The sequence below is a fragment of the Desulfoluna sp. genome (genome assembly GCF_030145185.1).
Taxonomy (GTDB): domain Bacteria; phylum Desulfobacterota; class Desulfobacteria; order Desulfobacterales; family Desulfolunaceae; genus Desulfoluna.
Genome location: NZ_JAQYWB010000003.1, coordinates 31,247 through 43,473 on the forward strand (window position 1 = coordinate 31,247; position 12,227 = coordinate 43,473).

A 12,227-nucleotide genomic window follows, 5' to 3' on the forward strand; every position below is an offset into this window, starting at 1 on the left:
CTTGACTCTCTGCAGCGAGAGGATGGTTGGTCCAGACCTGTTATGGCCTCAGAGAGGGCCTCTGGGGCGTCATGTCGGTCCGGGATCGGATTCCACTTGGGTGGCGAAGGCCCGGGAGGGGTCAAACGGGGTTGGACACCCTCCCGGCGTTATCGGTGTTTCATTTGTTGTCAGCGGATATGGCGTCTAAAATACCGTTGATAAAAGCGCCTGACTCTGCGGTTCCAAAGTGTTTGCCGATTTCAATGGCTTCGTTGATAGCCACCTTGTCCGGCACGTCGTCCAGGAACAGGATCTCAAACACCCCCACGCGCAACGCGTTTCGATCCACGGAAGACATGCGGTAGACCTTCCAGTTCTTGGATCGGTTTGCGATGGTGGCGTCAATCTCCTCCCGGTGAGTCATCACACCTTCTGTCAGCGTATCGAAAAAGGGAAGAAACGCTTCTCTGGTGATAAAATGCTCGCGAAAGAGTGCCACCGCCTCGTGGCGGTCATTGGTCTGTATGTCCGCAAAAAAGAGAGCCTGTAGTGCAAGCTCCCGTGCGCCTCGTCTTACTCCCATTTACTTCTGTCCTTCATCCATGACGGTCATGAGGTTGGCCATCTCAATGGCAGCCAGGGCGCAGTCAAAGCCTTTGTTCCCTGATTTGGTGCCGGCCCGTTCGATGGCCTGCTCGATGGTATCGGTGGTAATGACTCCGAAAATGACGGGGATGGACGCATCCAGGCTGACCTGGGCGACGCCTTTGGAGACTTCGGCGCACACATAGTCAAAGTGGGGTGTAGCGCCTCGGATGACGGCTCCCAGGCAGATCACGGCGTCATATTTTTGAGTCTGCACGGCTTTTTTGGCCAACAGGGGAATTTCATAGGCGCCGGGGACTTTGATGATGTCGATGTCGGCGTCGTTTGTCCCGCTTCGTGTCAACCCATCCACGGCACCGCCCACAAGGCGTTCGGTGATAAAGTCGTTGAAGCGGCTCACGACGATGGCAAATTTTTTGCCTTCGGAAATCAGGTTGGATTGAATAATATTGGGCATGGTGAGTCCCTTTTCCTCTATGGTGTCTGTCAAAATGTGAAAACAGGAGCGACGATGGGGCCAATCGCTCCGGGTTCATTTTTGGGCGCTTGTCCCTCTCCCTACATGTTGTGGGAGTCTTTTTTTGTCTCAATTTTCAGGGTGTGACCCATCTTAAGCTTTTTGCACGACAGGTAGCCCTGATTGTGGATGTTGGTGTGCACTTCAATGGGCACCTGCTCTACCACGGAGAGCCCATAGCCCTGAAGGCCAACCATTTTCTTCGGGTTGTTGGTCATCAGGCGCATCTTGCGGACCCCGATATCGGCGAGCATTTGAGCCCCGATGCCGTAGTCCCGGAGGTCGGCCTTGAATCCGAGTTTTTCGTTGGCCTCCACCGTATCGTATCCCTGGCGCTGGAGCTCATAGGCCTTCAGCTTGTTGACCAGGCCGATGCCGCGTCCTTCCTGGCGCAGGTAGAGAATGACCCCGGCCCCTTCATCGTTGATGCGGGCCATGGCGCGTTGGAGCTGGTCGCCACAGTCGCACTTCAAGGAGCCGAAGATGTCGCCGGTCATGCATTCGGAGTGAACGCGGACGAGGACGGGGTTTTCCGGATCGATCTCCCCTTTGACCATGGCGATGTGGGTGAGGTTGTCCAGATCGTTCTCGTAGGCGATGATGCGGAAATCCCCTCCAAAGGAGGTGGGGATGACGGTTTCCGCAGCCCTTCGAACAAAGGACTCTTTTTTCATGCGGTATTCGACCAGATCCGCCACGGTACAGATGCCGATGCCATGCTCTTTGCTGAACGCCTCCAGGGAGGGCATGCGGGCCATGGTGCCATCGTCGTCCATGATCTCACAGATCACGGCCGCGGGTTTCAGGCCGGCCAGGCGCGAGAGGTCGACGGACCCTTCGGTTTGCCCCACGCGGACCATGACTCCACCGTCGCGTGCACGCAAGGGGAAGATGTGGCCTGGGCGGGCGATGTCGGCGGCCGTGGTTTTGTCGGCCACCGCCGTGAGGATGGTGGTGGCGCGGTCTGCCGCAGAGATGCCAGTGGTGACGCCCTCCTTGGCTTCGATGGAGACGGTAAAACCGGTACCGAACTGGCTGGTGTTGTCATCCACCATCATGGGCAGATCCAGATGATCACACATCTGGGAGGACATGGGCAGGCAGATGAGACCCCGTCCGTATTTGGCCATGAAGTTGATGGCTTCGGGGGTGACCGCCTCAGCGGCCATGGTGAGATCTCCTTCGTTTTCCCGGTCTTCATCATCGGCAAGGATGACCATGCGACCGGCGCGAATCTCTTCAATGGCTTCTTCAATGGAAATAACGGGCATAGCAGACTCCTCATTACACTCTATATGAAAGAGGCCAGGGAGCGGCCCCTTTTTCTCACTTATAAAAACCCTTTTTCGGCCAGAAAGGCGACGTCGATGGACGAGGGTTTCGTGTCTGGGTCACCTTTTGGGGTCATGAGAAATTTTTCGATGTACTTTCCCACCATATCCGTCTCAATGTTGACTATGGAGCCCGGTTGTTTGAAGCCGATGCTGGTGATGTCGGCGGTGTGGGGGATGATGCTCAAGGTGAAGGTGGTGTCCGTGACCTCGTTGATGGTGAGGCTGATGCCGTCCACGGCAACGGACCCTTTTTCGATCATGTAGCGGGAGAGATGTTTGTCAACGGCGATGGTTATGATGACGGCATTGGAGAGGCGCTCTTTGCTGACGATGGTGCCGACGCCGTCCACATGGCCAGAGACGATGTGGCCGTCCAGCCGGTCGGAGAGGCGCAAGGCTCGCTCCAGGTTGACCCGGGAGCCGGGGCGGATGGAGGAAAAGACAGTGCGGCGGATGGTTTCGGGGGCGACGTCCACTTCAAAGCGCTGGCCGTCAAGGACCACAGCTGTGAGGCAGCTGCCGTTGACGGCGATGCTGTCCCCGAGCTTGACACGGTCGAGGGAAAAGTCGGCCTCAATGGTGAACCGGGACCCCTGGCCTGTGGGGCGAATGTCCCTGATGGTTCCGAATCCTTCAATAATACCGGTGAACATACCTCATCGCCTCTTTCAAGAAAGCCTTTTCTGTGGGGACTCACATCCAGCATGCCCCAAGCGGGGAGCCGTGGAATCTCTACAGGTAGCCCTCGATCATTACGTCATTGTCAAAGTGTCGAACGGCAACACGGGAAAGGGTCAGTGCCTCATTCATGGAGAGGGGTCCTTTTCCTGCCGTGATGGGAAATCCGTCGTCTCCGGTGAGGAGTTTGGGCGCGAGGTAGATGCGGAATTTGTCCACGATCTTCGCGTCCAGGGCGGATTTGAGAAGGGTGGCCCCCCCCTCGATGAGGAGACTCTGAATCTTCTCTTTTCCCAGAATGGCCATCAGAGAGGCGAGATCCACACGCTGATCCTTCAAAGGAACCTCCAAAACGCGCGCGCCGGCGGCCTCTAATCGGGCCTTCTTTTGCCTGGCTTCACAGGGTTCCTCGGGGATCTTGCCGCAAACAACGATTGTATCAGAATCGGATTTGAGCTGCAATACCCTCGCGTCTTCATCCATGGAGAGGCGGCTGTCCAGAACGATGCGGATGGGATCTTTCCCGCCAGTCTCCAGGCGACAGGTGAGGGAGGGGTTGTCGGCTTTTACCGTCCCGATCCCCACCATAATAGCGTCCACCGCATGTCTCAGCTCGTGGACATGGCGCCTCGATTTTTCTCCGGTAATCCACTGGGAGTGGCCGGTGGAGGCGGCCGTCCGTCCGTCTAAGGTCGCGGCGCTCTTGGCGATGACAAAGGGGCGGCCTGTCTGGACATGTTTGATGAATCCCTCATTGATCGCCTCGGCCTTCTCCCGGAGAAGGCCACAGGTCACCTCAACGCCTTGGGCCCTGAGGCGGTCGATGCCGCCTGCGGCCACCGGGTTGGGGTCTTCCATGGCGATGAAGACGCGCCGTATGCCGGCGGCGAGAATCTTTTCCGTGCAGGGCGGGGTTTTGCCGGTGTGGTTGCAGGGCTCCAGGGTGACGTAGATGTCGGCTCCCCTGGCTTCCTCGCCCGCTTCGTCCAGGGCAAAGACCTCGGCATGGGGGCCGCCGCAGACTTTGTGCCGCCCGCGTCCCACGACCTGTCCGTTTTTGACCACCACCGCTCCAACGGCGGGGTTGGGGGAGGTCCACCCGATGCTCCGTGTTGCCAGAGCCAGGGCCATCTCCATATATTCATGAGCCTCCATGGCTCCCCCTTTCTGTGTCGCTTGTCTCCTGCCGTGCCGGCAGGGGGTGTTACTGCTCCTCTTTGGAGAGGAGGCCTTTGAGTTCCATGACGAAGTCGTTGACGTCTTTGAACTCTCGATAGACCGAGGCAAACCGGACATAGGCGATGTCGTTTTTGCCGTGGAGCCAGACCATCACCTTCTCGCCGATTTTCTGGGAGGGGATCTCTTTCTCCCCGGTTTCCCGTAAGTCCCGCTCCAGCTCATCTAAATACGCGTCGATGGCGTTGACGCTGATGTCCAGCTTTTCGCAGGCCCGGTAGAGGCCGGAGGCGACCTTGTCTCTATTAAATTCTTCTCGACGGCCATCTTTTTTTACGATCATGACCGGCAGTTTTTCCACATGCTCATAGGTGGTGAAGCGTCGGTTACAGGCGAGGCACTCCCGGCGCCTCCGGATTTCATTTTTGTCCTTTGTGTCCCGCGAGTCCACGACTTTGGTATTGTCTTCTGCGCAGTAGGGGCATTTCATGGCATTCTCCTTGTCACAGTGGTCAGACGGTTGAAACTCCGGTTCAGGGGACCTGAATCACTTCGATATCGGCTTCATTGAGCATCTCTTTGGACATGGCATCGGCGTAACCTGACTTGTAATAAATCCGGCGAACGCCTGCGTTGATCAGCAGCTTGGCGCAGATAGAGCAGGGCAGGTTGGTGCAGAAGAGGGTCGAGCCATTGATGGAGACTCCGTGGTAGGCGGCTTGCACAATGGCGTTCTGCTCGGCGTGGACACCGCGGCAGAGTTCATGGCGCTCTCCGGATGGGACGCCCAGTTGTTCTCTTATGCATCCGGTTTCGGAGCAGTGGCGAACGCCGCTGGGGGCTCCGTTGTATCCTGTGGCCAGAACACGTTTGTCTTTGACAAGCACGGCCCCCACCGCACGGCGTGTGCAGGTAGATCGTTTGGCCACCAGTTCGGTGATGTCCATGAAGTACTGAGTCCATGAGGGGCGCTTGAGTTCTGGTTCCATGTGGGTGGCTCCTTGGCGGCCAGAAGGCCCGGATTCTGAGTCCGGGCCTTCTGGGCAGGTAACGATACGGGCAATCAACCCTTAGTCTGTGAACAGAGGGAAGGTGTTACAAAGGGCCTTCACCTCGAGACGGATGGTTTCGATGACGGACGCGTCGTCCCTGTTTTCAAGGGCTTTCGCCATGAACTCCGCCACCTGCTTCATTTCAGCTTCCTTCATGCCGCGGGTGGTGAGCACCGGGGTGCCGATGCGAATGCCGCTGGTGACGAAGGGGCTGCGGGTGTCAAAGGGGACCACATTTTTGTTGGCGGTGATGCCCGCACGGTCCAGGGTCTCTTCGGCGTTTTTTCCCGTGATGTTCATGCGGGTGAGGTCCAGGAGCATGAGGTGGTTGTCGGTACCGCCTGAGACGAGATCAAATCCCCGGGCCATGAGCTCATCGGCCAGGGTGGCGGCATTCTTGACAATCTGGGCCTGGTAGCTCTTGAACGCATCGGTGGACGCCTCTTTAAAGGCGATGGCCTTGGCCGCGATGACGTGCATGAGGGGGCCGCCCTGGATGCCGGGGAAGATCTGCTTGTTCATGATGCCGGTGAGATCGGTGCCGGAGAGGATCAGTCCTCCACGGGGACCCCTGAGGGTCTTGTGGGTAGTGGAGGTGACCACGTCCGCGTAGGGGATCGGGTTGGGGTGCACGCCGCCGGCGACTAGGCCTGCAATGTGCGCCATGTCCACCATCAGGGACGCGCCGGTGCGCTTGGCGATCTCGGAAAAAGCCTTAAAATCAAGGGTTCGTGGGTAGGCGCTGGCACCCACAATGATCATCTTGGGCTTGCAGTCGCGCGCCATGGACTCCACATGATCAAGATCGATCATGCCGGTCTCTTTTTCCACGCCGTAATGAACGAAGTTGAAAAGTTTTCCGGAGAAGCTGGCAGGGCTGCCGTGGGTGAGGTGTCCGCCGTGGGCGAGGTCCATGCCCATGACGGTATCGCCGGGCGCAAGGAAGCCGAAAAGGGCCGCCATGTTGGCCTGGGAACCGGAGTGGGGTTGGACGTTGGCGTAGGTCGCGCCAAAGAGCTCTTTGGCACGGTCGATTGCAATGGCCTCGGCGGTGTCTACGTGGGTGCATCCGCCGTAGTAGCGTTTGCCGGGGTAGCCTTCGGCGTACTTGTTGGTCAACGGAGAGCCCATGGCCTCCATGACCGGCGCGCTGACGGCATTTTCCGATGCAATGAGTTCAAGGTTATTTTGCTGCCGTGAGATTTCATTCTCAATGGCAAGGGCAATATCCGGATCCACATCTCTGATACACTTCAGGTTCACCTTTGCTTCCTCTTCAGCCGTGTGTTCGGCTTGTCAGCCGGGATTGGGCTTGTCCGCCGGGTTTTCGGTTGGTGAAGGACACCGCGTCTCATGGATCAGGATACCTTAAGCCGGTGACTTATGGTCCGGTTCGGTTTAATCGGCCATCCGGCGTGTGCGGAAAGGCCATGCCCGAGGCCGGGTTCAGTCCCAGGGTATCCATATTGTTCCTTCAAAGAACGATCGCTGACTGTCGACACGGGTCACAGCTTTTGGGTTCACCGCCTGCGTTCCCAGTCTCAGGGGGCCTGCCGGGCAGGCCTTGGTTCCGGGGTCGCTCCCCATAGAAAAGCGGTGTTGTCGGACAGCCTCCGTTGAAGGGCGCTGCCGACGGCTTGTGTTGCCTCTGCCTCCTGTCCCGCGCCCTGTTGAGCCGTAAGGGCTGGCGGGGTCAGGTCAGGAGGATTGGAACGTTTACTTAAATGAATCGAACATCTGGAGGCGGTCCAGGTGACGGCCCCCTTCAAAAGGGGTCTCCATCCAGGTCTGGACCAGATCCAGGGCCAGGGACTCGCCAATGACTCGGGCGCCCATGACCAGGATGTTGCTGTCGTTGTGCATGCGGCTCATGCGCGCGGAAAAACCGTCGCTCACCAGGGCCGCCCGGATTCCCTTGAAACGGTTGGCGGCCATGGACATGCCAAGGCCGGTACCGCAAAGAAGAATGCCCCTGGGGTAGGTCCCGTCAGAAACTTTCCCCGCCACTTCTTTCGCAAAGTCGGGGTAGTTGACGGACTCCAGCCCGTGACATCCGGCATCCACAACGTCCACGCCTTTTTCCTGTAGAAAGGCTTTTATCGCCTCTTTCAGGGGGTAGGCGGCGTGGTCACAGCCAATGACAACCGGGGATTCGTACGGGGTCTTGTCTTTACTCATGAACTCATCGTCCTTTAAATGCAAGGAAGGGTGGGAATAGCCCACCCTGTCAACCTGATCGTCATGGTTTTTAGTGTCTCACTCCCCGGAGGGGGATCTTCCTGTCGGCCGTGGCCGGCAAGTTACATGCGTGCTTCGATGTACGCGATGGCGTCTTTGACGCGGACGAGTTTTTCGGCCTCGTCGTCAGAGATCTCGATATCGAACACTTCTTCCATGGACATGATCAGCTCTACGAGGTCCAGGGAATCGGCCCCCAGGTCGTTGACGAAGTGGGCGTCGGGAACCACGTCACCCGCCTCGACTTTCAGTTTTTCAGAGACTACTTTTTTGATTTTATCTTCTACAGACATCGCTACCTCTTGTTTCTTTAGGATGTAAACATGCCCCCACTGACGTGAAGAACCTGCCCGGTGATGTAGGCGGCCTTGTCGGAGGCAAGAAACGATACAACTCCGGCTACCTCGGAAGGCGAGCCGGAACGTTGCATGGGAATCTGGTCAACGATGGACCGGATGGCGTCCTCCGAGAGGGTGGCGGTCATGTCGGTGTCGATGAAACCCGGTGCCACGGCATTGACGGTAATTTGTCTGGATGCCAGTTCACGGGCTGCTGAGCGGGTCAGGCCGATAAGCCCTGCCTTGGAGGCGCAGTAGTTGGCCTGGCCAGCATTGCCCGTCACCCCCACCAGGGAGGTGATGTTGATGATGCGGCCGGAACGCTGCTTCATCATCGGGCGTGCTGCGGCTTTTAGGCAGAAAAAGGCCCCTTTGAGATTGGTGTCACACACCGTATCCCAATCGGCCTCTTTCATGCGAACAAGCAGCCCATCCCGAGTGACTCCCGCATTATTTACAAGGACATCAATTCGCCCGGTGTCGTCTACGACCTTTTTAATAAAGGCGGAGACCTCCACTTCGGAGGTGACGTCCACACGGACGCCAACCGCCGTTCCGCCCTTTTCAGCAACAAGGGCTTCGGTAAGCCTTGCCGCCTCTTCGGACGACGCATAATTAAAAAAAATGCGGGTATCGGGCCCGGCAAATTCGAGGCAGACCGCGCGGCCAATGCCCCGGGAACCTCCGGTGACGACGATGCAGCGTGCGTTGGTGTCAGACATGGACCCTACACTCCAGGGAATCAACGTGGCCCTTACACGTTAAACAAAACGTGTGGGTTCGACACATTGTGTGATCGCTACTCTTCGTCTTTAGCCAGAACATTGCGGCCTTTGTAGCTTCCGCAACCGGGGCACGCCTGGTGCATCATTTTGGCTTCGCCACATTCGGGGCAGACAGAGACATTGGGAGCCTCAGTTTTGTAATGGGTGCGGCGTTTTTTCGCTACGGACTTGGAGGTCTTATGCTTGGGTACAGCCATGGTTATCTCCTAACTCATTCATTTCTTTAAAAAATTATGTATAATGACGGAACAGTCTTAACCGCCTTTATTTATTTTATTTAAAAGCGATTGTCAAGAATATTCACGTGCTTAGATTTTGGACACTTGTGCTGCTATACCAACTGTGGTAATTGGCCATGAGCCGTAGATACCGCAGATCCCTATCTATTCACAATGTTTTTTTTATGTGAATGCGGACCTCGGGCGGTAAAAAAAAGTTGATTGCAGCCGTCTGCAGCCAGTGGCTGCCGTGTCCTGCAAGCGATTGTCGGGTCAACCAAACTAATTACCATTCTTTTTTAATACATACCACAGGAGATGCTATGGGTGAGATTATAACGCGGTTTCCTCCGAGCCCTACGGGCTACCTTCACGTCGGAGGGGCTCGAACCGCTCTGTTCAACTGGCTCTACGCGAGAAAAACCGGCGGGACCTTCATCCTCCGCATCGAAGACACCGACCTGGAACGCTCCACCGAAGCGTCCGTTCAGGCCATCTTCGATGGGCTGGAGTGGCTGGGGATCGACTGGGATCAAGGCCCCTTTTATCAGACCCAGCGTTTTGACCTTTATAAAGAGGTGATCGCCAAGCTTCTCGAGGAGGGCCACGCCTACTGGTGTACCTGCACCCCCGAAGAGATTGAAGAGATGCGGGAGACGGCCCGGGCCAACGGCGAAAAACCCAAATACAACGGGAAATGCCGTGAGAGGCACCTCGGTCCCACCGAGGGTGCCGTGGTGCGTTTCAAGGTGCCCCTGGCCGGTGCGACGGCCTTCGAAGATATGGTGAAGGGACGCATCTCCATCCCCAACGCCGAACTCGATGATTTTATCATCCAGCGAAGCGACGGCTCTCCCACCTACAACCTGGCGGTGGCCGTGGATGACCTCACCATGAAGGTGAACACCATCTTGCGGGGCGATGACCACGTGAACAACACCCCCAAGCAGATTTTGATTCTTCAGGCCATGGGGGAGACGGTGCCCACCTACGGCCACGTTCCCATGGTTCTGGGGAGCGACAAAGCCCGTTTGAGCAAGCGCCACGGGGCCACCAGCGTCACCGAGTACCGGGACATGGGAATTCTGCCCGATGCCATGATCAACTATCTGGCACGCCTGGGCTGGTCCTGCGGGGACCAGGAGTTCTTTACCCGGGAAGACCTGATCGAAAAATTCAACCCGGACCACATTGGCCGTTCTCCCGGCGTCTTTGACCAGGAAAAGCTTCTGGCCATCAACCATGATCATATCCAGCAGAAACCTGCGGAAGAGATCACCGAAGCTCTCCTTCCCTATCTGGAGAAAGCCGGTATTCAGGTGGCGGATCGAGATCAACTCGTCAAGGCCGTGAAGACCCTGGCCCCTCGAAGCCATACCCTGGTGGAGATGGCCGAGAACGCCCGCTTCTACTTTGAGGGGATTAAAGAGTACGACCCCAAAATGGCCAAAAAGGCTTTTAAGCCCGCAGCGGTTGATGCCCTTCTTGCGATGAAAGAGGCCCTGGCTGCCGTGGACGAGTTTACCGAGTCCCATCTTGAGGCCCCTTTTCATGCCGTGATGGAAAAGCTTGAGGTGGGCTTTGGCAAGGTGGCTCAGCCCCTGCGCCTGGCTGTCTCCGGTACCGGCGCCAGTCCCGGTATGTACGAGATGCTTGAGGTCCTCGGCAAAGAGGAGACCTTAAAGCGTATTGATGACGCCGTGGCGCATATCCGCGCTCTCGGGTAAGGCCAAGAAAGGGTGGCGACGCCACGTGGGCTAAAATATCGTGAAAGCGTGTTGCCGTTGGGCGTTGCCCCTCGTTCCTCGGGGTGACGTCCTGCGGCATTCATTCTGGATATCCGGGCCATTTTTTTGAGGTTGGGCGGGTGGGAAATTTATTTTATTAAAGGGCGGTTGCGTTCCGACGTGAGAAAAGGCAATTAAGCGATGCTTTTTTTTCTTGACTCGCGGGGGGCCCCTGGCCTATAAACCCACTCGCAACCCATGCGTTGCCTGCTGGGATATCGTCCAATGGTAAGACTACGGTTTCTGATGCCGTCTATCGGGGTTCGAATCCCTGTATCCCAGCCACAATTTTTAAAGGCCCCTTCGATTTACGTCGAAGGGGCCTTTTTTATTTCTGGCTGAGGTGATTTTGTCTCATCGAAGCGTATGATTCTCATCTCAGCCCCAAACCTATCGAGTCCTTTTCTTTTAAAACACCACCCCCGTGTACCCAACGAAGCTGTCCGACGGGCTTTTTGCGTAGCTGGTGGTGTGGGCGATTTCAACGCCGCCCGGGCTGCCGAGGGCTTTGGCGGCGGCGAGGGTGGCGGTGACGGCACCGGCGCAGCAGGCGTTTTGGCGCAGGAGGGCCTCATGGGTGAAGTAGGGGGCATCCAGGGCGGTCATGTGGTCGATGGCCTCACGGTCGTTGCATTCGTTGACCCAGGTCCGCGATGCTTCTCCTTTGCCCTGGGGGGTAAAGGAGAAATTGGGGCCGTAGTGGGTCAGGTCGGTGGAACCGATGACTTTTATCGTGAGGCCCAACTGATTGGCGGTGTTGACCACGGCCAGGCCGGTGAGGGCAGCCTGTTTGTTGGGGGCGACTCCCAGGAGGCAGACGGCGGTCTCGCCAAAGAAGAGCCGGACAAAGGGAAGCTGGAGTTCCAGGGTGTTTTCCGGGGCCATGAAGGGCCCCATCTCACGCCGGATAAAGGGGGTTTTGCTTAAGGCCTCGGAGAATTCGGTGTGGACGGTGAGGTCTCCAAAGGGGGTTTCCAGAATGCCTTCGGTCATGACGTTGGTGGGGGCGGAGGGACCCAGGTGGTGTCCGAAAAGGACCACGAGGTCTGGTTTCTCTCCTTTGGCCAGGGTTTCGATCACCCGGCAGGCGAGGCTCCCTGAAAAAAACCACCCCGCATGGGGGACGATCCCCGCTCGGTAGTGATCCCCCTGGGGCCGAGTCATCCACCCCTCCTTTTGAAACCCCTCGATCTCTTTGAGGCAGGCCTCCCTGCTCTCCGGATACCATTGCCCGCGAAGGGCTGCCCGCTTTCTTGCACCCATGATTTTATCTCCCGAATGGTTATAATAAAACAATACAATATCACAGGGTTTTCAGGAAGAAAAAGCGGGCCTTGATCATCGTTTCGGCCACCTTCGTGTATACGTTACTATCCGTATCATAAAATACCGGCGGTATCCTATATCCACCATGGGTTCCCGCCTTCGCGGGAAAGACGGGAAAGACGGGAAAGACGGGAAAGACGGGAAAGACGGGAAAGACGGGAAAGACGGGAAAGACGGGAAGACGCGGTAA

General features: G+C 57.1%; 14 protein-coding genes and 1 tRNA gene. 2 read left to right on the forward strand and 13 right to left on the reverse strand.

Annotated elements, in window-relative coordinates; translation table 11 throughout:
- Nucleotides 1-160: 160 nt before the first annotated feature.
- The 12 genes from nusB to rpmF all read right to left on the reverse strand — a co-directional run bounded on the left by nusB (nucleotide 161) and on the right by rpmF (nucleotide 8,903).
- Nucleotides 161-565: a transcription antitermination factor NusB gene (gene nusB, locus Q1Q75_RS01230; protein WP_300667187.1), complete on the reverse strand. Its 405-nt coding sequence runs from the start codon at nucleotides 563-565 to the stop codon at nucleotides 161-163.
- Entirely contained in the window at nucleotides 566-1,045 is a 480-nt protein-coding gene (gene ribE, locus Q1Q75_RS01235; protein ID WP_300667188.1) for a 6,7-dimethyl-8-ribityllumazine synthase, read from the reverse strand.
- A 101-nt stretch (nucleotides 1,046-1,146) separates the two neighbouring features.
- Complete coding sequence (locus Q1Q75_RS01240; protein ID WP_300667189.1) at nucleotides 1,147-2,376, reverse strand: bifunctional 3,4-dihydroxy-2-butanone-4-phosphate synthase/GTP cyclohydrolase II; 1,230 nt, start codon at nucleotides 2,374-2,376, stop codon at nucleotides 1,147-1,149.
- Between the two features lie 59 nt (nucleotides 2,377-2,435).
- Nucleotides 2,436-3,092: a riboflavin synthase gene (locus Q1Q75_RS01245; RefSeq protein WP_300667190.1), complete on the reverse strand. Its 657-nt coding sequence runs from the start codon at nucleotides 3,090-3,092 to the stop codon at nucleotides 2,436-2,438.
- 79 nt (nucleotides 3,093-3,171) lie between these two features.
- A complete protein-coding gene (ribD, locus tag Q1Q75_RS01250) occupies nucleotides 3,172-4,272 on the reverse strand; it encodes a bifunctional diaminohydroxyphosphoribosylaminopyrimidine deaminase/5-amino-6-(5-phosphoribosylamino)uracil reductase RibD (protein WP_300667191.1) in 1,101 nt (366 codons plus the stop codon).
- A 49-nt stretch (nucleotides 4,273-4,321) separates the two neighbouring features.
- On the reverse strand, nucleotides 4,322-4,783 hold the full coding sequence (gene nrdR / locus Q1Q75_RS01255; RefSeq protein ID WP_300667192.1) for a transcriptional regulator NrdR: 462 nt from the start codon (nucleotides 4,781-4,783) through the stop codon (nucleotides 4,322-4,324).
- A 43-nt stretch (nucleotides 4,784-4,826) separates the two neighbouring features.
- Nucleotides 4,827-5,282 (reverse strand): cytidine/deoxycytidylate deaminase family protein, encoded by a 456-nt coding sequence (locus tag Q1Q75_RS01260; RefSeq protein WP_300667193.1) that lies wholly within the window; start codon nucleotides 5,280-5,282, stop codon nucleotides 4,827-4,829.
- 81 nt (nucleotides 5,283-5,363) lie between these two features.
- Nucleotides 5,364-6,608 carry a serine hydroxymethyltransferase gene (glyA, locus tag Q1Q75_RS01265; protein WP_300667194.1) on the reverse strand — a complete coding sequence of 415 codons (1,245 nt, stop codon included), beginning with the start codon at nucleotides 6,606-6,608 and terminating at the stop codon, nucleotides 5,364-5,366.
- Nucleotides 6,609-7,061: 453 nt separating this feature from the next.
- The gene (gene rpiB / locus Q1Q75_RS01270; RefSeq protein WP_300667195.1) at nucleotides 7,062-7,523 is read right to left on the reverse strand and encodes a ribose 5-phosphate isomerase B; all 462 of its coding nucleotides are present in this window, start codon (nucleotides 7,521-7,523) and stop codon (nucleotides 7,062-7,064) included.
- A 122-nt stretch (nucleotides 7,524-7,645) separates the two neighbouring features.
- On the reverse strand, nucleotides 7,646-7,876 hold the full coding sequence (gene acpP / locus Q1Q75_RS01275) for an acyl carrier protein (RefSeq protein WP_300667196.1): 231 nt from the start codon (nucleotides 7,874-7,876) through the stop codon (nucleotides 7,646-7,648).
- A gap of 17 nt (nucleotides 7,877-7,893) precedes the next feature.
- Nucleotides 7,894-8,643: a 3-oxoacyl-[acyl-carrier-protein] reductase gene (gene fabG, locus Q1Q75_RS01280; RefSeq protein WP_300667197.1), complete on the reverse strand. Its 750-nt coding sequence runs from the start codon at nucleotides 8,641-8,643 to the stop codon at nucleotides 7,894-7,896.
- A gap of 77 nt (nucleotides 8,644-8,720) precedes the next feature.
- Nucleotides 8,721-8,903: a 50S ribosomal protein L32 gene (gene rpmF / locus Q1Q75_RS01285; protein ID WP_300667198.1), complete on the reverse strand. Its 183-nt coding sequence runs from the start codon at nucleotides 8,901-8,903 to the stop codon at nucleotides 8,721-8,723.
- Between the two features lie 344 nt (nucleotides 8,904-9,247).
- Here rpmF and gltX point away from each other — a divergent pair, with 344 nt between their 5' ends.
- Complete coding sequence (gltX, locus tag Q1Q75_RS01290; RefSeq protein WP_300667199.1) at nucleotides 9,248-10,651, forward strand: glutamate--tRNA ligase; 1,404 nt, start codon at nucleotides 9,248-9,250, stop codon at nucleotides 10,649-10,651.
- A 271-nt stretch (nucleotides 10,652-10,922) separates the two neighbouring features.
- Nucleotides 10,923-10,996: transfer RNA gene (locus Q1Q75_RS01295), tRNA-Gln, on the forward strand.
- Nucleotides 10,997-11,119: 123 nt separating this feature from the next.
- Here Q1Q75_RS01295 and amrB read toward each other — a convergent pair.
- Complete coding sequence (amrB, locus tag Q1Q75_RS01300; RefSeq protein ID WP_300667200.1) at nucleotides 11,120-11,974, reverse strand: AmmeMemoRadiSam system protein B; 855 nt, start codon at nucleotides 11,972-11,974, stop codon at nucleotides 11,120-11,122.
- Between the last annotated feature and the right edge of the window lie 253 nt (nucleotides 11,975-12,227).